Origin of the sequence: Flavobacterium chilense (assembly GCF_001602525.1) — a bacterium.
GTDB classification, from domain to species: domain Bacteria; phylum Bacteroidota; class Bacteroidia; order Flavobacteriales; family Flavobacteriaceae; genus Flavobacterium; species Flavobacterium chilense.
Window position 1 is genome coordinate 109,675 of record NZ_LSYT01000008.1, and the last position, 22,040, is coordinate 131,714.

The window sequence follows — 22,040 nt, forward strand, 5'->3', positions numbered from 1 at the left end:
AGGATTTAGTTGCAAAGGCTCAAAGCTACAGAGGTTCAAAGGTTTTAAAAGAGGTTCTGAGTTGCTAAGATTCTAAGCTACTAAGTTTTGTTTTATACAAACTAACCATGCAGTTTGTCATCCTGAGCGAAGTCGAAGGATCTTCGTAAGTAGCTCTACAAAGTTTGACGATATTGCATAAAGAGTTTCTCGCGGAGATCTCTCCTTCGTCGAGATGACAAAATCACGAAAAAATCTAAGAAGTCTAAAATCTAAGAAGTCTAAGTATCTAACTATATTGACTTATAAACTGCTGCACGACCGCATCCGTATTCTCATGACGTTTCTTTCTTTCCAAAACAATTGGAGGCGCAGCTCTTTCCAGACAATCTTGTACAGCACAAGTCTCGCAGGTTACGCCGACAATTCTTTTAACTAAAGGTTTTCCTTCAATGAATTTGAATTTCTTTTTCATCGTTGGATTTATCAAGATGCCGACAGAAATACTTCTAATATAATTTTCGGCAAAAGGATCTTTTGTTGCCGATGAAAAAACCAAATATTCGTTTCCGCTATTCGCATAGCTTGAAATTTGAGCATCAAAAAAATGAGATTTATTTTGTTTGATGGCTTCGTCTATTGTTTTAACCGAAACCCATCTTCGACAATAATGTTCGTTGGTTTCGTTGGCATGAGGTTCCTGCTGATGTGTGATATGTAATTCTTTATTAATTTGATAAACATCAGAATTCACTCGGTGAGATAATCTTAAAAAGAATAAGTTTTTCAGTTGAAAATCTTTTGGTAATAAATTGGTTAATCGCTGGTAAAAAGATTCCGGCGAAACTTTGAAACTTTCTATTAATGCTACAAATGCTTCCGGTTTTGGATTTTCATTTTCCAAAAAAGAATTGATTTTATCGACGACTAATTTTCTTGGTAATAATAAAGCACCGGCAAAATAAGAAGCATAAAAATTATGCAGAACCTGATCGAAATTTTCAAACTTAATCCAGCTGAAAGTCAATAAACGATCTGATATTTTTAAATAATTATAAGCAATTTCTTTGGCTAAGATAAAAGCTTTCTGCGGAGCGTCAAGTTCAGTAGAAAGCAATAATGTCTTGCTTTTCGGGACATAAATAGAACGCAGATCGCCCAAAGCTTCCTGATCTGTAAAAGCAATTTCTTTGATATTGTATTCGTATTCTTCTTTTAAAATTGCCTGTAATTCTTCAATGCTGATTTTAGAATCTAAATTAATCTGGAACGACTTCGAAAACGCAATTACTTTTTCTTCTAAATCTTCAAAATAATTACTGTGCGCTTCCTGATACGAACGCAAAGCAGCTAAAAAGAAACTTTCGCGGCTTAAATTGTAATGCTGTGCAATTTCGATGATGGTACTAATAAACGCATTGACTTTTGCCGGAGCATTCGCAATTATATCAATCAAATCAGCTTCCTGAATTCCAAAAAGTTCCAGCGGAATCTCTTTTAAAATTCCGGATTTTAAAATTTCACCAATCGGAGCGAGGTTATTATCGAGTTTTAAAGATACCATTTGGTCGTAAGTCACGTCCAAATGTTCACATAAAAGTAAAATCTTATCTGTTTTTGGATATTTTTTTCCCTTTTCAATCTCATTTAAATACGATTTTGAAAGATTGGTCAGTTTAGCCAAGCCAAAAAGTGATAAATTTTTTTGAGTACGAACTTGTCTCAATTTTAGCCCGAAGATCAGCTTTATATAGTCTTTTTCGATATCCATGAACCAAATATAACCATTATAAAAATAATCGCCAAAAAATTATTTTTAATATTTAGCGAACGTTCGCTTGTTTTGTAAAAAACTTTTTTCTAATATTGTGGTGTAGAAAATATTAGTTATCAGTTTGTTATGGTTTTGTGTTTTAAAAAATATAGAAACGATTCAATTGCTGCTAATGAAAATTAAAAACCACAGCTATGAAAAACCAATTAGAAATTACCGAAACGGCGATGGAATTTTTAGCCGAAAAGAAGCTTCGTTATCCAAAAATCTGGACAGAAGAAGCCATTGTTTTTATCACTGAATTGCATAGAAAATTCGAATCACAACGAAAACTATTGCTTTTACGGCGCGAGCAAAAACAAGTCACTTTTGATCAGGGAATCATGCCGGTTTTTATTCCAGAAACTAAAAGTGTAAGAGAAGGCAATTGGACAGCTGGTGAAATTCCGAAAGATTTATTAGACAGAAGAGTCGAGATTACTGGTCCGGTTGATCGCAAAATGATTATCAACGCTTTGAATTCAGGAGCCAAAACTTTTATGGCCGATTTTGAAGACAGCACTTCACCAACCTGGCAAAATCTTATGGATGGTCAAGTAAATCTAATTGATGCGGTTAACAAAACAATTACATATACTGATTTGGTGAAGCAAAAATCCTATCATTTAAATGAAAAAACCGCAACATTAATTGTACGCCCAAGAGGTTTGCATTTGCCGGAAAAGCATGTTTTAGTAGAAGGTAATGAAGTTTCAGGTTCTTTGGTAGATTTTGGTTTATATGTTTTTCATAATCATAAACGACTTTTAGAAAACAATTCTGGGCCGTATTTCTACATTCCAAAATTAGAGCATTATCTGGAAGCGCGCTGGTGGAATACTGTAATTGATTTTACCGAGGATTATTTGAAGTTGAAAAGAGGAACGATAAAAGTGACGGTTTTAATTGAAACCATAACGGCAAGTTTTCAGCTGGATGAAATTATTTACGAATTGAAAGAACATATCGTTGGTTTGAACTGCGGACGCTGGGATTATATTTTTTCTTACATCAAAAAATTTAGAAAAAATCCAAAATTCATTGTTCCGGATCGCGATCAGGTAACTATGACTTCGCCTTTTATGAATGCGTATTCGAATTTAGTTATTCAGAGATGTCATAAACGCAGAATTCATGCCATTGGCGGGATGGCAGCACAGATTCCGATTCGAAATAATGAAGAAGCTAATGCAGTCGCTTTTGCAAAAGTAAAAACCGATAAAGAACGTGAAGTTAAAAATGGACATGACGGAACTTGGGTAGCGCATCCGGATTTAGTTGCAATTGCAAAAGAGATTTTTGATAAAGGAATGCCAACTCCAAATCAGATTCATATAAAAAGAGAACATCGAAAAATTACAGAAGCTGATTTGATTGAACCACCAATTGGACCGATAACTGAAAATGGTGTTCGCAAAAATATCAACGTTGGAGTTCTATATCTGGCTTCATGGCTAAACGGACAAGGTGCAGCAGCATTGCATAATTTGATGGAAGATGCAGCAACAGCCGAAATTTCGAGATCACAATTGTGGCAGTGGCTTCAAAATAAAGTGATTTTAGATAATGGACGAAAATTAGATTTGGCTTATTATCATGAATTGGCTTTAGATGAATTCAGGAAAATCAAAGACGAATTAGGCGAAGAAAATTATGAAAAACAGCAATTTCCACTAGCTGAAAAAATGCTGGAAAGATTGGTGGTAAATCTAAATTTCGTTGATTTTCTAACGATTCCGTGTTACAAATATTTATAAAGAATACGTTGAGTTTATTTTAAACACATAGAAACATAGGTTTGAAAGTGTGAATAAAAAGAGTTTAAAAAAAATCTAGATTTTCACACATAGCTATGTTTGTTTAAACGAATGAAATGCCTTTAACCACAAAGAAATTCTATGTTCCTATGTGTTTAAAAGCTCAACATAAGAATAAAACTTTACTAACCAACTTAACTATATTATTTATGAAAACAACAGAAGACAGAATTCAGGAATTGATTAACGATTGGATCACGAACCCGAGATGGAAAGGTGTGGAACGTCCTTACACTGCGAGTGAAGTAGTTACACTTCAGGGTTCCTATCATATTGAGCATTCTATTGCCAAAATGGGAGCGCAAAAATTATGGAGAAAGTTAAAAAGTCAGGATTATGTTGCGGGTTTGGGAGCGTTAACTGGAAATCAGGCGATTCAGGAAGTCGATGCGGGTTTAGAAGCGATTTATTTAAGCGGATGGCAGGTTGCTGCTGATGCAAATTTGGCGGGAGAAATGTACCCAGACCAATCGCTTTATCCGGTAAACAGCGTTCCGATGGTGGTAAAAAAGATCAACAACGCTTTATTGCGTGCCGATCAGATTCAGACTGTAAATAAAATTGAAGATAAAAAAGATTATTTAGTTCCGATTGTGGCTGATGCCGAAGCTGGTTTTGGGGGAAACCTAAATGCTTTTGAATTAATGAAATCAATGATCGAAGCAGGAGCTTCCGGAGTTCATTTTGAAGATCAGCTAAGTTCTGCTAAAAAATGCGGACACTTGGGCGGAAAGGTTTTGGTGCCAACTCAGGAAGCGATCAATAAATTAATTGCAGCACGTTTAGCTGCAGATGTTATGGGCGTTTCAACATTAATTGTTGCGAGAACAGATGCTGATGCAGCTAATTTATTAACAAGCGATGCCGATCCAAGAGACAGGAAGTTTTTAACTGGTGAAAAAACGGCCGAAGGTTTCTTTTATGTAAATAACGGAATCGAGCAGGGAATTGCAAGAGGTTTGAGCTATGCGCCTTATGCCGATTTAATTTGGATGGAAACCAGTAATCCGGATTTAGAATTTGCGAGAAAGTTTGCAACAGCCATGAAAAAAGAATTCCCGGATAAAATGCTGGCTTATAATTGTTCTCCGTCTTTCAATTGGGCTGCGAAATTAACCGTTGCCGAAATGGAAACGTTTAGAGAAGATTTAGCAGCAATGGGTTATAAATTCCAATTCATTACTTTGGCAGGATTCCATGCTTTAAACACAAGTATGTTCGAATTGTCAAGAGCATATAAAGAGCGTGGTATGGCAGGATATTCTGAATTACAGGAACGTGAATTCGCTTTACAGAAAAACGGATTCAGAGCGGTAAAACATCAGGCTTTTGTAGGGACTTCTTATTTTGATGCCGTTCAAAATACGGTAATGTTAGGAAAATCAGCAATAACCGCGATGAAACATTCTACGGAGGTTGAGCAATTTTAATTTTTTTCCGCCACGAATTCACGAATTTTTATTCTCAAAGATTATAAAAAATAATTCGTGAATTCGTGGCGGAAAATCTTATTTCTTTAAAAGTCGAGCTTTCATTTTACTAAAGAATTCAGGCGTAACGCCAATAAAAGAAGCGATTTGTTTTTGAGGAACTTTGTGAACTAATGTTCCGTATTTTTTACAGAATTTATCGAATCGTTCTTCAGCAGGTAAGCTTAAATTATCCATTAATCTTTGTTGATTGGCAACTAAAGAGTTTTCAATTAAAATTCTAAAAAAGCGTTCCAGTTTTGGAATCTCAAGAAACAGTTGTTCCTGATTTTCTTTGGATAAAGAAACAACTTCTGCATCTTCCAGAACTTCAATAAAAAGCTGTCCCGGTTTTTGCGAAAAATAGCTGTACATGTCGCTCATCCACCAGCCTTCGCAGGCAAATGAAAGAACATGCTCCACAATATTGTCGTTGATATTAAAACTTCTTAAAATTCCGGAGTTTACAAAATACGAATGTTTACAAACTTCTCCCGCGCTTAACAAAATAGTTTTTGCCTTATAAGTATGTGTTTCTGTTTTAGATAGAAAAAGGGCTTGCTCTTCGGGTGTTAATGAAACATGTTTGGCAATATTTTCAAGAATTAATGCCATTATTTTTCTTTTAACAAAGTGAATGAAGTGGCTTTAAAACGATTGTTTTCTATTTTTCCGGTAACAGAAGCTTTACGGATTTTATTGCAAAAGCCATCTTCTGCATGAGCATCACCATGTTGATCAATGGTTGTTCCGTCAACAAAATAAGCTTTTCCGTCTATGCGAACTGCTAAATCACAACTCTTGCCTTTCATACCAAATTGACATTCCCCACAAGCGGTTTCTACAATTTGAGGTTTTTCGGTTGTTTTTTTGTCTTGTGCTTGTGTTGCGATTCCGGCAAATAGGAATAAAATAAATATTGCTTTTTTCATTATTAAGAGTTTACAGTTATTAATTTCGCCGTTTCTTTGGCGCGTTCAGTTACATTTTCTATTGGAGTTGCTAATGAATCATTGCTTAAAACAACTCCCATTCGACGATACGGTCTTGAAGTTGGTTTTCCAAAAATTCTGAAGTCAGTTTTTGGTAAAGCGGCTACTTTTTCGATTCCGTTGAAAGTTGGGTTTGCAGAATCTTCCGATGCTAAAATTACAGCACTTGCTCCGGCTTTTTCTAAAGTAATTTCGAAAATTGGCAAACTTAAAATCGCTCTTAAGTGTAATTCGAATTCGTTAAAATTCTGCGTTCCGGCCAAAGTTACCATTCCGGTATCATGCGGGCGCGGAGAAAGTTCAGAAAAATAAACACCTTCTTTTGTTAGGAAAAATTCAACGCCAAAAAGTCCAGCTCCGCCAAGTGCTTCGGTGATTTTTTCGGCCATATCCTGTGCTTCGTACAAATCAGCTTCCGAAACTTGTGCCGGCTGCCAGCTTTCCTGATAGTCACCTCGTTCTTGTCTGTGACCAATTGGCGCGCAAAACAAAGTTGGATTGTTATTTTGAGTAATTGTTAAAAGCGTAATTTCCGAATCAAAATTGACAAAAGCTTCTACAATAACTTCGATAACATCGCCACGAGATCCTGCAACGGCATATTGCCATGCTTTTTCGATATCACTTTCTGTTTTGACTGTTGATTGCCCTTTTCCAGATGAAGACATTAATGGTTTTACAACACACGGAATTCCAACTTCCTGAACGGCTTTTTGAAGTTCTTCAGCTGAAGTTGCGTATTGATATTTTGCGGTTCTTAGCCCAAGTTCTTTTGAAGCTAAATCACGAATGGCTTTACGGTTCATGGTGAAGTTTGCCGCTTTCGCTGATGGAACAACGGTGATTCCTTGTTTTTCGTAATCGTAAAAACGTTCGGTGCGAATGGCTTCTATTTCAGGAACGATAAAATCGGGTTGGTGTTTGGCTACGATTCTGTCAAGTGCTTCGCCGTCTAGCATATTGATAACCTCAAAACCATGTGCTACTTGCATTGCCGGTGCATTTTCGTAACTGTCAACTGCAATTATGGTTTGTCCGATTCGTTGTGCAGCGATGACAAATTCTTTGCCTAATTCGCCTGAACCCAGAAGTAGTATTTTCATTTTGGAGTGTTGTATTGTTTGAGTAGTAAAAGTAGCGAAAAAGCTTTTTTTAACCGCAAAGTTCGCAAAGATTTACGCTAAGAGCGCTAAGTTTTTGTTTTAAGTTAGAAGAAAGGTGTGTAAAGTGTTTCACGCAGATTTTGCAGATCGAGCAGATTTAATTTAATAACTAACCTAAGTTTTAGATAAAGTAACCACACAGTTTGTCATTTCGAGGAACGAGAAATCTCCACGAGTAACTCTACAAAGATTGGCTTATTGGAACGGAGTTACTTGCGAAGATTTCTCGTTCCTCGAAATGACAAGATTGAGGAAATAGAATGGGTAAAAAAAGAAAAGGTTCGCAAAGATTTTAAATTAATCTTTGCGAACCTTTGTGTGTTTCTTTGTGAATCTTTGCGGTAAAATCAATGAAAATGATCTTCTTCAATCTCAAATTCAGCATCTTTTTCCCAGATTTCCATTTCGCAGGGTTTACAGTTGAATTTTAGTTTGTATTCCAATTCTCCCTGTTTTAATACTAATGGCTCTTTTACCTTAACACCAACGATGTCTTTTTGGTGAATCGGGCATTTTTTTAATTCGTATTTGATGCAATATTTGGTTGTCATTACACGAGATTTTCCTGGATCCCATTGTAATTCGAATGCTTTTTCGATTTCGGTAACACCGTGACGTTCGTAGAATTTACGAGCGGTTTTGTTTGAAACATTGTACATGAAATCCAATTTAGTTTCAGGATACGGATGTGACGTTTTTACTAATTGGTGTTCTTCGCGTTTGTAATTTGCCAAACGAATTTCTGATAATTGCTCGTAAACTGTTCTTCTCATTTCGTTGATTCTCGAAATTGGAAGGAACCAGTTTTGAGAAAACATAATGTTGATTTCGTCAGCGCTGTAAGGCGTAAAACCTGTTTTTGCCAATTGAACTTTAATGTTTTCTTCGATTGATTCGCCAGTTTTTGTCTGCTCTTTTGAGTGCTCTAAAATAACGGTGCTTACATTTCCATCTTCGTCGGTTGCGATTAATTCAAAACCGTTTTCATTTTCAGTAAGTAATAAAGTCGTTCCGATTTTTCGGATGGCGCTGTCTTCTCTTTCTACAATTTTGATAAAAGCGATATCATTGTTTCGGTAAATGAAAGTTCCGTCTTTGATTTCTTTTAAAACATTTGGATATACTTTTCCGTTCTCTGCTTTGTTTACATAGATTCCGTCAGCTTCATTATTTTCGTTGATGAAGCAAAGTCCGTCACCGTTGTTTAGTAATTCACCGTTTTCGATTTCGTAAGCGTTTCCAACAGTTCGGATTAATTTTCCAATATATTGACCTTTTGATTTTGGGCTTTCCCAAGAACCAATCGAGCTGTGTCTTTCGTTTACGAAATAATCGGTATAACCACGATTGAAAGTTCTATTTAAAGTAGAATCAAAAGTATAGGTGCATTTTCCTGAAGATGCTTTGATGTATTTATCGCTTTCTTCTAAATAACTGTCTAATTTTTGACGTAAATAAGAAACGTTATTTTTAACGTAAGCAACGTCTTTTAATCTTCCTTCGATTTTAAATGAAACGATTCCCGCTTCAATTAAATTCGGAATCTGATCTGAAACATCTAAATCTTTAATCGAAAGTAAGTGACTGTTTCTGATTAAAGTATCTCCATTTCCGTCGATTAAGTTATAAGGTAAACGACAGTTTTGTGCACAAGAACCACGGTTAGCGCTGCGTTCTCCGTTTGCCACACTCATATAGCAGTTCCCACTGAAGGATACACATAAAGCTCCGGTTACAAAAAACTCTAACTCAACATCAGCTTCGTCGTAAATCGTTTTAATTTGATGCAGGTTTAATTCGCGTGCTAAAACGACACGTTTGATACCAGCGTCTTTTAAGAATTTAATTTTATCTGCATCACGATTATTAGCTTGTGTGCTGGCGTGAAGTACGATAGGAGGCAAGTCCATTTCCATAATCGCCATATCCTGAATGATCAATGCATCGACACCAATATCGTATAATTCCCAAATCATAGCGCGACACGTTTCTAATTCGTTGTCGTATAAAATGGTATTCATAACCACAAAAACCTGTGCGTTAAATAAGTGCGCGTATTTAACTAGTTCAGCAACATCTTCGATTGAGTTGTTGGCATTAGAACGTGCTCCAAATTGTGGTGCACCAATATATACTGCATCGGCACCACTGTTTATGGCTGCGATTCCTCCAATTAAATCTCTAGCAGGAGCTAATATTTCGATTTTCTTCTTCATTTTTAAGACTTTAACCTTTTGTGGTATTCACGGAAAAAAGTTTGCAAAGTTCTTATAAATATTTCGAGTTTACTAATGCTGAAGTGATTTTTTTGAAATTGTTAACGGATTTAAATCTATTGCTAGAAAATGAATCATTTCTTCGGGACATAATGAAGAAGAGCTGTAAGCTCAAAACATATTGTAGGGAGCGGATTTTAATCCGCTCATGATGTCGATATATGAAAAATAAAAAAAACTGCTCAGTTATTTAAACTAAGCAGTTTTTCTAAAATAAAAAGCTTCAATAATTGTTAATTCGTTTTCATTTTAATTTGTGATAAAGTATTTTGAATACTGTTTAATTGCTTTGAAACAATAAAAATCTGATTATGTTCCAGATTATTATCTTCGAGTGCTTTTTTGTATTTTTCAACAGCAGCTTCTTCACCAGTTACACAAGCATTTATGATGGCTTGTGTATCGCCACCGGTAAAAGATGATTTGATGTCGATCCAGGTACGGTGTAAAGCTCCTAATGGCCCTCCGCCTGAGGTGTCTGTCGATTTTCCAAGTTTATTGATTTCGTCTTGTAATTCTACAATAAATAAAGCTCTTTCGCGCGCATATTCCAGAAAATCAGCTTTCATTGACAGGTTTTCTATATGTTCGGCAGCGTTTGTATATCCTAGTTTTCCGTCTTCAAGAATTGAAATTAATCCTTCTAAAGTTTTAACGGTTTCCTGTGTGGTTACATCTGTATGTGTCATGATTAATAGTTTTTAAATTAATACATTACAAAGTTGGCAACTTTTAAAGCGTTATGTTTTACAGGATTACGGTTGTTGTTTTACAATATTGTAGAATGGGAATTTTGAAAGAAAGAAAAGGGTTTCATGCAGATTTGGCAGCTTGAAGCCGATTTTCTTTTGAAAAATGAACGGTCTAATTTACCGTTTTGCGTGAGGGATAGTAGTGAAAAGCCCACAGCCTGACGAAGGAAGTGCGAGGACTTGTAGCGGATAGCCCGACCCGGAGGGACACGCCCAAAATAATACATAAAAAAACAGCTTAAAGTATAAAAGTGATGAAACTTTTGAACCTTAAGCTGTTTTAGTAAAACTTAGAATATTATGATGCAGCCAAAGCTTCTTTGATTCTGCGTAATGCTTCTTTTAAAATATCGTCGCTTGTTGCATAAGAGAAACGAATACAATTTGGATTTCCAAAAGCGTCTCCGGTTACAGTTGCAACATTTGCTTCGGCCAAAAGATACATCGAAACATCGTTTGCATCTTTAATTTCATGACCTCTTAAAGTTTTTCCGAAGAAAGAAGATACGTCTGGGAAAACATAAAATGCTCCTTCCGGAACGTTGATTTTTATGCCCGGAATTTCTTTTAATAGTCCAACTACTAAATCTCTGCGTGTGTGGAAAGCCTGAACCATGTGGTTTAATACACTTGGATCTGCGTCTACAGCTGTAATTGTTGCTCTTTGTGCTACTGAATTTGCTCCTGAAGTTACTTGTCCCTGAATTTTTGTACACGCTTTTGCGATAAATTCCGGTGCTCCAATATATCCAATTCTGTATCCTGTCATGGCAAATGCTTTTGCAACTCCGTTTACGGTAATTGTTTTTTCTAACATTCCCGGAATTGAACCGATACTGCAGAAAGTTCCTGAGAAATTAATGTGCTCATAAATTTCGTCAGCAACTACGTAAATATTTGGGTGTTTTTCTAAAACTTTTGCAAGTGCTGTTAATTCTTCTCTGCTGTAAACAGATCCTGAAGGATTACATGGAGAAGAGAACCACATCATTTTTGTTTTTGGTGTGATAGCAGCTTCTAATTGTTCTGGAGTGATTTTAAAATCGGTTTCAACAGAAGTTGGAACTTCAACAGGAACTCCACCAGAAAGTTTTACGATTTCAAAATAAGAAACCCAGTATGGTGCCGGTAAAATAACTTCGTCACCATCGTTTAACATTACTTGTGCAATGTTGTATAAAGATTGTTTTGCTCCTGTAGAAACTACGATTTGAGTTGGTTTGTACTCTAATCCGTTATCTCTTTTGAATTTTCTGCAGATTGCTTCTCTCAATTCCAAATAACCTTCTACCGGAGAATATGTACTATAGTTTTCATCGACTGCTTTTTTTACAGCTTCTTTAATAAAGTCAGGGGTATTAAAATCTGGTTCGCCTAAACTTAAACTGATAATGTCTTTTCCTTGTGCTTTTAATTCGCGAGCTAAAGCAGCCATTGCTAAAGTTTGTGATGTCGCCAGGTTGTTGATTCTGTCTGAAAGAATATGATTCATTATAAAATTTTTGAATGTCCTTAATTTCAACTTTAATTAAGGAAGGTTAATTATTAATAGATTTTTTTGTGTTATGCTAGTTCCGGTTTCATACCAAGATCCTTCAAATGTTTGTAATGTGCCAAAACAGCTCCTCTCATGGTTCTGAATTCGTGATAAGGCAAATTACATTCAATTGCGGTTTGTTTTACAATTTCGGCAATTTTTCCGTAGTGGATATGACTGATATTTGGAAAAATATGATGTTCAATCTGATGATTTAATCCGCCTGTAAACCAGTTGATAATTTTGTTTTTTGGAGCAAAATTAGCAGTTGTGTATAACTGATGAATTGCCCATGTGTTTTCCATTTCTCCATCTTCATTAGGAGTTGGGTTTGAAGTTTCTTCTACAACATGTGCTAATTGAAATACGATACTTAAGATTAATCCTGCGGTGTAGTGCATTACAAAAAATCCAATCACAACTTTCCACCATGTTACACCCAAGATCATTGGTAAAGCGATCCAGATTAAAATGTAAATTATTTTTGTGATGACTAATACAGTCCATAGTTTAGTTGGACTTTGTGGTGCTCCGTATGATAATTTTCTTTTGATATAGTCTCTCATTTGCTTAAAATCAGTTGTTAAAGCCCAATTAAAAGTCAAAAGTCCGTATAAGAAAAACGAATAGTAATGTTGAAATTTATGAAAACGACGCCATTCTGCACTTTGTGTAAAGCGAATAATTCTTCCGGCATCAAGATCTTCGTCATGACCATGAATATTGGTATAAGTATGGTGAAGTACATTGTGTTGTACCTGCCAGTTGTGTACATTTCCGGCGAGAACATAAATACTTCCTCCCATAATTTTATTGATCCAGGATTTAGAAGAGTAAGAACCATGGTTACCATCGTGCATTACGTTCATTCCAATTCCGGCCATACCCACACCCATAAGAATGTTTAAAAGCAATTGAGCCCAAAACGGCATATCAAGGGTTAATATTAAAAAGTACGGAGTCAGGAAAACAGCAAAAAGAATAATAGCTTTTAGGTGCAGTTTCCAGTTTCCGGTTTTCTGAATATTATTCTCCTTGAAGTAATTGTTTACTCGTGAGTTAAGTGTTCTGAAGAACTTCAGATTATCTTGCTTAGCAAATGTAGGAGCAGTGTTATTCATAATTATTTTAAATAGGTTTCAAAGGTAATTATTATAAATTTTCAATTTGCAAAATTGAGTTAAATATTTCGATCGTAAAGTAGTACTTTTGTTAAAAAATTAAAGCAATGGATGAGATATTGAAATATTTTCCTGATTTGACCGATCTTCAAATCGAACAATTTCAAAAATTAGACTTTTTATACCACGATTGGAATGAGAAAATCAATGTTATTTCCAGGAAAGATATTGATTCGTTATATACAAAACACATTTTACATTCATTAGGAATTGCTAAAATCATGAAGTTTGAACCTGGAACAACAGTTTTGGATGTTGGAACAGGAGGTGGTTTCCCGGGGATTCCATTGGCAATTCTTTTTCCTGAAACCCGTTTTTATCTGATTGATGTTATTGCCAAAAAAATAAAAGTGGTTCAGGGTGTTGTGGATGCCTTAGAATTAAAGAATGTAAAAGCAGAGCAAAAACGTGCTGAACTGGTAAAAGGAGATTTTGATTTTATTGTAAGTCGTGCCGTAACCAATATGCCTGATTTTGTTTCCTGGATAAAAGATAAAATCAAAAAACAAAACAAGCATACTTTGCAAAACGGAATTCTCTATCTGAAAGGTGGTGATTTGACCGAGGAATTAAAAGATTTTCCAAAAGCAACTTTATACGATTTAACAGAAATTTTTGAAGATGAATTTTTTGAAACTAAAAAAGTGGTTCATCTTCCTTTAAAATTTAAGGCATAAATTAACAGTAGCCTAAAGCAAATAACCCGACAATGTTACTTTTTGAAGTACTGTTGTCGGGTTTTTTAATGAAAGAATGAATTATAATTAAGATGCTTTTTGTGTAAGGTGCAAAAACGGGTTTGCTTTAGGATCTAAATTTTCAATGAAATCATGTATCGCATTTTTGGATGCTTCAATTGTAAACTGAAAGTCAGAGTCGAAGAAAAAGTCACGACAGATCACAGGTTCATTTGATGAATCATAACGCGCTTCATCTGTTTCGTCCAGATTTGCATTATTATAAGGACAAGGGTATAAACGATTTAATTGGGTAATAATGTTTTGGAACCATTTATCAAAAACCTTTTTCTTTGCTGTAATATGACGCGCCAGTACCACCAGACCCGTAAGTTCATTTTGCAAATAATAAGATCCTTTTCTATATCTCAGATCTATCATTCTAACATTCATTAGCGCAATCCATAATGGTCCGTTTATGTGGCCTGAGGCTGGAATTTCTAAATCAAGGTCAAATAATAAAGGATCTGTTTGTTCCGGATTTTCGATCGAACACCAAAGTGCTTCAATGCGTTTTTCTGTATCGTTTACATTCGTTGTGTATCCTGTAAATCTCCAGTATATCCATTCTAATAGTGCTGCTGTAAGTCCAATCGAGGCTTTGTGGTTAATGCCTGCCAATAGCATTTCTAATTCTTCATTTCCTTCTAAAGGATCTAAGATTTGATTTATTTTTTTTCTGGTCCATTTAAAGTTAATTGGATGTCCAATGTTTCTTGAATCTAAAATGATTTGTGGTACATTTTTTAAACTTTTCATAATTATTTATTGTTAGTATTTGTGTCTCTTTTAAACTTTTTGTTCAAAAATTTGAGGTGTTATTTTAAAAAGGCAAATTTATACGGAGACTTATTTTTTTTACGTCACAATACGTTTTTTAAGTAACAAAATAAGCTATTTTTAAGAGGTATATGATTGATAATTAATATAATAAGTAAATTACTACAAATATTGTTTTGGTAAAACCTACACTCAACAGAAGTTCTTTTATTGGGGATTTGACTTTTGTTAGAGATAAGTTACAAGCTTTAAATCTAATAGAATTACGAATAAATTTCATTCATCATCGATTATGGCTCTTTCATGTACTTTTATTTGTGCAGTCTGTAGTAGAGAAATACCTTTACTACAGTACTAATATCTTTTACTTTGAAAATAACTAAAACAATATCGACTTATTGGAAAATTCAGCTTCTAGGATGGATTACAGCTTCTTTGTATTGGGGATTTCAGGCTTTTTTCACTGGTAATTTTATCTGGAAAATTGGTATTACAGATCTAATACTTGACGTCTTGATTGGTATTGGACTTACGCATCTTTACCGGAATTTTGCCTTAAAAAAAGGATGGAATAAACTAAATCTAAAAAAACTAATTCCAAAAATAGTAATTGGTGTTTTAATACTTTCTCTGTTATATACAGTTTTAATTGCCGGTAAATTATATCTGGTTCGTCTCTTTGTTTTAAAGAGCAATCCTTTACCGTTTATAGTGTTTTTTAAATCGGTGCAATTGCAAATATTTATCACAGGAACCAGATTGATGTCTATTTGGATATTGGCTTACCATCTTTATCACTATTCAAGACTTGAATTGCAAACAGTAAAAGAAAATGCCCGATTGTCGATTATACTAAAAGAAGCTCAGCTCAATAATCTGAGTGCGCAGCTTAATCCGCATTTCTTTTTTAATTCTTTAAATAATATAAAATTTTTGGTATTGGAAAATCCGCATTCAGCCAGAAGAGCAATTGATCTTTTGTCTGAGTTGTTACGGAATTCTTTAAACAGTAATATTGAAAAATTAATTCCCTTAAGTGACGAAATTAATCTGGTTAAGGATTATCTCGAATTAGAAAAAATACGTTTTGAAGAACGGTTGCAAATTAAAATTGAAACAAATGAAGAAAAATTGGCTCATTTAATTCTGCCTTTTAGCATTCAGTCATTAGTTGAAAATGCCATAAAGCATGGAATTGAAAAAAGAAAAAGCGGTGGGTTTATTGCTGTAGAAGTGAAAACCGAAAGCAATTTTATGAAAATTACGGTTCAGAATTCAGGCAAACTAAACAAAGAGATTAAAGATTCGGGTATTGGATTAAATAATCTGAAAGAGCGATTGTTCTTGCAATATAACGGAAATGCCTTTTTTGAAATTAAAGAAATGGATAATGAAACGGTTTTGGCAACGATTTTAATACCATCAAAATGAAAAAGATAAAAGTTATAATAGTAGATGACGAACGTTTATCCAGAGAAGAACTCAAACAGGCTTTAAAGTCTTATGAAGATTTTGTTCTTATCGGCGAAGCTGAAAATGCTGATAAAGCCAAGGATTTAATCGAAACGAAAATGCCTAATTTGATTTTTTTAGATATTCAGATGCCGGAAAAATCAGGATTCGATTTATTAGAATCTTTAGATCATGTGCCGTCGGTACTTTTTATTACTGCTTATGATCAATATGCTGTGCAGGCATTTGAAGTAAATGCTTTAGATTATTTAATGAAACCTATAAGAGAAGAACGCTTCTCGAAAGCAATCGAAAAAATAAGAAATACTTTAGGTTCGAAATCTCCTGTAAATGATTCGACAAAACAAGACCAAAGAATTTTTATTAAAGATGGAGAGAAAAGATTCTTTATCCCGCTAGATGAGATTTATTTGATTGAATCACAGGAAAATTACACCAGACTTTTTTTTCAGGACAAAAAAGCGTTACAAAGACGATCTCTTCGTCAATGGGAAGAAATACTGGATGAAAATATCTTTTTTAGAATAAACAGAACCGAAATTGTAAACATTAAATATATTCAGGACCTGCACAAAACAATTGATGGTGGACTGGAAATAAAACTAAAAACCGGAGAATTACTAAAGGTGTCAAAACGGCAATCGGTAAAATTTAAAAATAGTAACGGAATTTAAACAGAACGATTATATGAAAACGACCTTGAATTTTATATTTCTTATTTTATTAATAGCAAATGCATTCTCGCAGCAGACAAGCAAAACAAAAGCAGAGGATTTAAAAAGTGTGTACAATGTTCAGGATAGTGTGATGATTAAAACACGAGATGGTGCTTTTATATCGGCAATCGTAGTGCGAAAAAAAGGAGTTTCTATTCCAAAACCGGTTATACTTCAATTTACTATTTACGTTTCAGATCAGGGAAGAGATATTAAATCCTTAAAAGCAGCCGCAGATAATGATTATGTTGGTGTGATTGCATATACAAGAGGAAAGCGTTTTAGTCCCGGCGAAATACTTCCATACGAAAATGAAGGCAATGATGCTTATGATGTCATCGACTGGATCAGTAAACAAGAATGGTGCGATGGAAGAGTAGGCATGTATGGCGGAAGTTATAATGGATTTACACAATGGGCAGCCTGCAAAAAGATGCACCCCGCACTTAAAACAATAGTTCCGTATGTTGCCAACAGACCCGGAATGGGTTTGCCCATGGAAAATAATGTATTTATAAACCCTAATTACGAATGGTCGTTTTTTGTTGGAAACAATAAATATCTGGATACTGTTGCAGGAAATGACAGACAGCGTTTTAGAAAAATGCAATTTAAATGGTGGCAAAGCGGAGTGGCTTATAAAAAACTGGACAGCATTGATGGCAGTCCGAACAGGCTTTTTCAACGATGGATCCAACATCCTTCTTTTGATGAATATTGGCAAAAAATGGCGCCATACCAAAAAGATTTTGCTCATATAAATATTCCTGTTCTTGCAATTGACGGCTATTACAACGATTCTCAAAATTCAAGTTTGTATTATTTAAGAGAGCTTCATAAATATAATCCCAAAGCTGATTCTTATTTAATTATAGGACCATACAGCCATTTTGGTGCGCAAAAAGGAGGAACAGCTGTGCTAAATGGTTATAAAGTCGATGCAGATGCTTTGATTAATACAAATAAAATAACCTATGAATGGTTTGATTATATTTTTAAAAATAAACCCAAACCGGAAATTTTAAAAGACAGGATTAATTATCAGGTAATGGGAGCTAATGAATGGAGAAGTGCTCCGTCTCTCGAAAAAATGAACAACGGCTTTCTAACATTTTATCTGAGCAATACTAAATCAGGTAATTTTTATTCATTGAATAACAAGAAACCTGCTAAAAAAGGATATTTGCCTCAAGAGGTTGATTTTGCTGACAGAGTAAACAGTAATAATTATTATTACCCGGATCCCATCATAAATGAACAAGTTGATACAACAAACGGATATGTTTTTATCAGTGATCCAATAAAAGAACCTTTATTAGTAAATGGTTCATTTTTGGGAGAAATCAAAGCCAGTATCAATAAAAAAGATATGGATATTGGAGTGACTTTGTATGAAGTAATGCCTGACGGAACTTATTTTCATTTGGCTTATTTCATTGGCCGTGCCAGTTATTCGAAAGATATTACCAAAAGAAATCTGTTGAAACCAAATACTATTGAATCAATTCCTTTTTCGAACACACATTTAATAAGTAAACAATTAAGCAAAGGAAGCAGATTGCTCATCACATTAAATGTAAATAAAAATCCGTTTTCAGAATTAAATTACGGAACCGGAAAAATAGTCACTGAAGAAAGTATAAAAGATGCCAAAGAACCATTAAGAATAAAATGGTACAATGATAGTTTTGTAAAAATTCCAATTTTGAAATAACAGAAAAAACAAAAGCCGAATCTTAATGAAAAGATTCGGCTTTTTTATAGATATGGTTTCTAACTTGAAATCTGAAACATTTTTAAACTTGAAACTAAAAATTAACCTAAGAAAGGATATCTGTAATCTTCAGGAGTTACAAAAGTTTCTTTAATAGTTCTTGGGGAAGCCCAACGTAATAAGTTCAATGCAGAACCTGCTTTGTCATTAGTTCCAGAAGCTCTTGCTCCACCAAATGGTTGCATTCCTACAACGGCTCCAGTTGGTTTGTCGTTGATATAGAAGTTACCTGCAGCGTTTTGCAATTTAGTAGTAGCTACTTCAATAGCATAACGATCCTGGCTGAAAACTGCTCCTGTCAAAGCATACTCAGAAGTAGTATCAACTAATTCTAAAGTTTCTTCCCATTTAGCATCTTCGTAAACATAAATCGTGATAACTGGTCCAAATAACTCAGTTTCCATTGTAGTATATTTTGGGTTTGTCGTTACAATAACCGTTGGTTCGATAAAGTATCCAACAGATTTGTCATAATTTCCTCCAACGATAATTTCAGCATCAGCATCTTTTTTAGCCTGGTCGATATAACTAGCTAATTTATCAAAAGAACCTTCGTGAATAACTGCAGTAATAAAGTTTCCAAAATCTTCCGGAGAACCCATTTTCATAGATTTTACATCAGCGATTAATTGCTCTTTTACAGCTGGCCATAAACTTTGTGGGATATAAGCTCTAGATGCAGCAGAACATTTTTGTCCCTGGAATTCAAATGCTCCACGAGTAATTCCTGTAACTACTTGTTTTACGTTTGCGCTTGGGTGAGCGATGATAAAATCTTTACCTCCAGTTTCACCAACGATTCTTGGGTAAGTTTTGTAATTGTGGATGTTTGCTCCAATTTTAGCCCAGATATCTTTAAATACATGAGTTGATCCTGTAAAGTGAACACCTGCAAAATCACGGCTTGCTAAAACAGTATCTGTAATCATTAAAGCATCTCCAAAAACTACATTGATAACTCCGTCAGGAACTCCGGCTTCTTTGAAAACATCAAGAATAATTTTTGTAGAAAATACCTGGCTGTCGCTTGGTTTCCAAACCACAACGTTACCCATCATAGCAGCACTTGCAGGCAAGTTTGCAGCAATAGCAGTAAAGTTAAAAGGAGTAATTGCGTAAACAAAACCTTCAAGAGGTCTGTACTCTAAACGGTTCCAAACAGTAGAATCTGATTTTGGCTGATCGTTGTAGATTTGAGTCATAAACTCAACATTGTAACGTAAAAAGTCAATTAATTCACAAGAAGCATCAATTTCTGCCTGGTGAATATTTTTAGACTGACCAATCATTGTAGCCGCATTGATACGAGCTCTGTATGGTCCTGCGATAAGTTCAGCAGCTTTTAAGAAAATAGCAGCACGTTGTTCCCATGCCATATTTGCCCATGCTTTTCTTGATTCAAGAGCATTTGCAATCGCTTTTTCGATATGTTGTTTTTCAGCTAAATGATATTTTCCAACAATGTGTTTGTGATCATGAGGAGCTGTAATATTTCTAGTGTTTCCAGTTCTGATTTCTTCACTTCCAATGTGTAAAGGAACATCGATTTGAGAGTTCCACATTGTAGTATAAGCTGCCTGAACAGCTGCCTTTTCTGGTGAGTTAGGTGCATACCCTTTTACAGGTTCGTTTACCGCTTTTGGTACATGAAAGAATCCTTTTAGCATGTTATTTAAATTAGATAATTAGACAATTTACAGGTTAGAAGATTTGATTTGTTACGAATAATCTAACGTTGCACAAAAGTACAAAGGATAAATTAATAATTTGATAAAATTATGATTAAGATAACTATAAAAATTATAGTTTTTAAACGCTATTTTAGTTCAATGCAAAAGGAGCGCACATTCTAAAAGTAGGAACAATTACTTTGAATGTTTTGGTAGTAGTGAAATTAATCATGTTAAAGTAGCCCTTCATGGCACCATAAGGAGATGATAGCAAACAACCGGAACTGTAAGTGTGATTTTCTCCCGGTTTTAGAACTGGTTTTTTACCAATAACACCTTCACCATCGACAACTTCTATATCATTCAAAGAGTCAAAAATGTCCCAGTGACGTGAAGTTAATTGTACAGAATCTTTGCTGTGATTTTCGATTGTAACTACATAACTAAAAGCAAAGTGAATCTTGTAGTTTTTGAAGTAAGTACCTTCAAAACTAGTTAAAACAGATATTTTAATGCCTCTTGTAATCTGAGAAACCATACTAAAGTAGTATATATGTGTGCGTTATACGGGCAAATCTACAAAAAAAAATGATTGAAACTAAAACCTTAACAATGTTTTAATTTATGATGTTTATTGAGTTTGCGTTTCCTTTTCCGATAACTCTCTGGTAACGATCTGTACTTTCTTTATAATAAACCAGTATGGTGTATTCATTTTCAGTTTGATAAAAGTTTCCGTCTATGGCATTTTCATAATCGATAACCCCTTTTTTATCGGCAATCGTATATTGAAAATTCGTAAAACCCTGTTTAATCATAACCGCTTTTTCAAAAACACCTTTATCTGTATTATAATCCATTTTGTATTCTGGCGACAAGCTGTAATTGTTAAACATACCAGTAACATAAATGTCTTTGTTTGATGATCTGAAAGTAGGAGCAGATAAACTAAAATAAACCCAGGCATAATCAGCTTCGATTTCGTTGTTGGAAGCATTGATGTTTTTAACGACAAAATTTCCGTTTACGTCCTGATTATTGGTGTAAATTTGATTGGCTCTTGCCCGGTTTGTAAACAAATAAGCGTTGTAAATATCGTTATTTGCACCAACTCTTCCTACATTGTTACTTGCGGCACGAATGTCTTTGTTTTCAAAATATAAAAACTCATTTCCAGCCCAAAATTGTGTTTCTGCATCATATTTATAAATCAGCTGATTCCCAATCGTATATTGTGCAGGAACATTTTTAATGCTGGTATTAAAGTTGCCATTTTGCAGCAAAAGAACTTTTACATTTTGTAGCGGAGTCTGAAAAACAATGTCGTTTGAAATAATTGAAAAATCCAGATTTTGTTTGTAATCAATATTGCTGAGGTTACGGCTGCGTTTTACCTGAGCGGCTACAGTACAATGATTTTCGTATAAAATGAATTTTCTGGAAAAAACAACTTCCTTGTCTTCATTGAGGATTTTCAGAATATAATTTCCTGAAATTCGTAACTGAGTCGTAAACTGATTAGGAAATGCAAGCCTGTAATGCGAGTAAATTTGCAGGGTGTTAAACGAATTTGAATAATCCGTAATTCTTTGATTGTCAAAACCGCGTAAATAATCTGTTTTCGGAATATCGGTTGGTTTCCAGTTATAATCACAATGTGTGATTTCAAAATAATAATTGGCTTCATTGCCAAATAAATCATCAAACTGAAGTTCAAATGTGTCGCCCAATTCAAATATCGGAACAACATTACCGCCATTTTGAACGAAAGAAACAGTTTTAATATTATACGGAGGATCTATTTCGGTTTGTACTTCCTGGGCTGTCGCCGAAGCAAAAATGAAAATCAGCAGAAGATTCTGAAACAAAAATTTTGACATCATATTACATTGTAAGATTGTAAATATAACA

General features: G+C 34.6%; 18 protein-coding genes. 6 read left to right on the forward strand and 12 right to left on the reverse strand.

Annotation, left to right across the window (positions count from 1 at the left end; translation table 11 throughout):
* Nucleotides 1-268 precede the first annotated feature (268 nt).
* Nucleotides 269-1,750: a helix-turn-helix domain-containing protein gene (locus A4F88_RS18310; protein WP_068844174.1), complete on the reverse strand. Its 1,482-nt coding sequence runs from the start codon at nucleotides 1,748-1,750 to the stop codon at nucleotides 269-271.
* Between the two features lie 197 nt (nucleotides 1,751-1,947).
* On the opposite strand from A4F88_RS18310, the gene aceB reads away from it, so the two are divergent.
* Together aceB and aceA are read left to right on the forward strand one after the other, a co-directional pair.
* Nucleotides 1,948-3,549 carry a malate synthase A gene (aceB, locus tag A4F88_RS18315; protein WP_068844175.1) on the forward strand — a complete coding sequence of 534 codons (1,602 nt, stop codon included), beginning with the start codon at nucleotides 1,948-1,950 and terminating at the stop codon, nucleotides 3,547-3,549.
* A gap of 209 nt (nucleotides 3,550-3,758) precedes the next feature.
* On the forward strand, nucleotides 3,759-5,039 hold the full coding sequence (gene aceA / locus A4F88_RS18320) for an isocitrate lyase (RefSeq protein WP_068844385.1): 1,281 nt from the start codon (nucleotides 3,759-3,761) through the stop codon (nucleotides 5,037-5,039).
* Nucleotides 5,040-5,117: 78 nt separating this feature from the next.
* Here aceA and A4F88_RS18325 read toward each other — a convergent pair whose 3' ends face one another.
* From A4F88_RS18325 to A4F88_RS18355, 7 genes are all read right to left on the reverse strand, one after another.
* Nucleotides 5,118-5,693: a Crp/Fnr family transcriptional regulator gene (locus A4F88_RS18325; protein WP_068844176.1), complete on the reverse strand. Its 576-nt coding sequence runs from the start codon at nucleotides 5,691-5,693 to the stop codon at nucleotides 5,118-5,120.
* A complete protein-coding gene (locus A4F88_RS18330) occupies nucleotides 5,693-6,010 on the reverse strand; it encodes a DUF6370 family protein (protein ID WP_068844177.1) in 318 nt (105 codons plus the stop codon). The genes A4F88_RS18325 and A4F88_RS18330 overlap by 1 nt, the downstream gene beginning before the upstream one ends.
* A 2-nt stretch (nucleotides 6,011-6,012) precedes the next feature.
* Nucleotides 6,013-7,188, reverse strand: coding sequence for a formate-dependent phosphoribosylglycinamide formyltransferase (gene purT, locus A4F88_RS18335; RefSeq protein ID WP_262494456.1), 1,176 nt, complete (start codon nucleotides 7,186-7,188; stop codon nucleotides 6,013-6,015).
* Nucleotides 7,189-7,580: 392 nt separating this feature from the next.
* Nucleotides 7,581-9,449, reverse strand: a complete 1,869-nt coding sequence (locus tag A4F88_RS18340) for a peptidase U32 family protein (RefSeq protein WP_068844179.1) — start codon at nucleotides 9,447-9,449, stop codon at nucleotides 7,581-7,583.
* A 293-nt stretch (nucleotides 9,450-9,742) separates the two neighbouring features.
* A complete protein-coding gene (locus tag A4F88_RS18345; protein WP_068844180.1) occupies nucleotides 9,743-10,198 on the reverse strand; it encodes a ferritin-like domain-containing protein in 456 nt (151 codons plus the stop codon).
* A gap of 361 nt (nucleotides 10,199-10,559) precedes the next feature.
* The gene (locus A4F88_RS18350) at nucleotides 10,560-11,753 is read right to left on the reverse strand and encodes a pyridoxal phosphate-dependent aminotransferase (RefSeq protein WP_068844181.1); all 1,194 of its coding nucleotides are present in this window, start codon (nucleotides 11,751-11,753) and stop codon (nucleotides 10,560-10,562) included.
* A 71-nt stretch (nucleotides 11,754-11,824) separates the two neighbouring features.
* Nucleotides 11,825-12,919 (reverse strand): fatty acid desaturase family protein, encoded by a 1,095-nt coding sequence (locus A4F88_RS18355; RefSeq protein ID WP_068844182.1) that lies wholly within the window; start codon nucleotides 12,917-12,919, stop codon nucleotides 11,825-11,827.
* A 107-nt stretch (nucleotides 12,920-13,026) separates the two neighbouring features.
* Here A4F88_RS18355 and rsmG point away from each other — a divergent pair, with 107 nt between their 5' ends.
* Nucleotides 13,027-13,656: a 16S rRNA (guanine(527)-N(7))-methyltransferase RsmG gene (gene rsmG, locus A4F88_RS18360; protein WP_068844183.1), complete on the forward strand. Its 630-nt coding sequence runs from the start codon at nucleotides 13,027-13,029 to the stop codon at nucleotides 13,654-13,656.
* Nucleotides 13,657-13,743: 87 nt separating this feature from the next.
* Here rsmG and A4F88_RS18365 read toward each other — a convergent pair whose 3' ends face one another.
* On the reverse strand, nucleotides 13,744-14,475 hold the full coding sequence (locus A4F88_RS18365; protein WP_068844184.1) for a hypothetical protein: 732 nt from the start codon (nucleotides 14,473-14,475) through the stop codon (nucleotides 13,744-13,746).
* 390 nt (nucleotides 14,476-14,865) lie between these two features.
* Between A4F88_RS18365 and A4F88_RS18370 the strand changes: the two genes are divergently transcribed.
* From A4F88_RS18370 to A4F88_RS18380, 3 genes are read left to right on the forward strand one after another with little or no spacing between them, the layout of a single operon-like run.
* Nucleotides 14,866-15,927 carry a sensor histidine kinase gene (locus A4F88_RS18370; protein WP_209442834.1) on the forward strand — a complete coding sequence of 354 codons (1,062 nt, stop codon included), beginning with the start codon at nucleotides 14,866-14,868 and terminating at the stop codon, nucleotides 15,925-15,927.
* Nucleotides 15,924-16,643, forward strand: coding sequence for a LytR/AlgR family response regulator transcription factor (locus A4F88_RS18375; RefSeq protein WP_068844186.1), 720 nt, complete (start codon nucleotides 15,924-15,926; stop codon nucleotides 16,641-16,643). Before A4F88_RS18370 ends, A4F88_RS18375 begins: the two co-directional genes overlap by 4 nt.
* Nucleotides 16,644-16,656: 13 nt before the next feature.
* The gene (locus tag A4F88_RS18380) at nucleotides 16,657-18,399 is read left to right on the forward strand and encodes a CocE/NonD family hydrolase (protein WP_068844187.1); all 1,743 of its coding nucleotides are present in this window, start codon (nucleotides 16,657-16,659) and stop codon (nucleotides 18,397-18,399) included.
* A 101-nt stretch (nucleotides 18,400-18,500) separates the two neighbouring features.
* Here the strand turns inward: A4F88_RS18380 and pruA are convergent, their stop codons facing one another.
* From pruA to A4F88_RS18395, 3 genes are all read right to left on the reverse strand, one after another.
* Nucleotides 18,501-20,126 carry an L-glutamate gamma-semialdehyde dehydrogenase gene (gene pruA / locus A4F88_RS18385; protein ID WP_068844188.1) on the reverse strand — a complete coding sequence of 542 codons (1,626 nt, stop codon included), beginning with the start codon at nucleotides 20,124-20,126 and terminating at the stop codon, nucleotides 18,501-18,503.
* Between the two features lie 154 nt (nucleotides 20,127-20,280).
* Nucleotides 20,281-20,667 carry a Co2+/Mg2+ efflux protein ApaG gene (gene apaG / locus A4F88_RS18390; RefSeq protein WP_068844189.1) on the reverse strand — a complete coding sequence of 129 codons (387 nt, stop codon included), beginning with the start codon at nucleotides 20,665-20,667 and terminating at the stop codon, nucleotides 20,281-20,283.
* Nucleotides 20,668-20,746: 79 nt separating this feature from the next.
* On the reverse strand, nucleotides 20,747-22,009 hold the full coding sequence (locus tag A4F88_RS18395) for a type IX secretion system plug protein (protein ID WP_068844190.1): 1,263 nt from the start codon (nucleotides 22,007-22,009) through the stop codon (nucleotides 20,747-20,749).
* Nucleotides 22,010-22,040 lie beyond the last annotated feature (31 nt).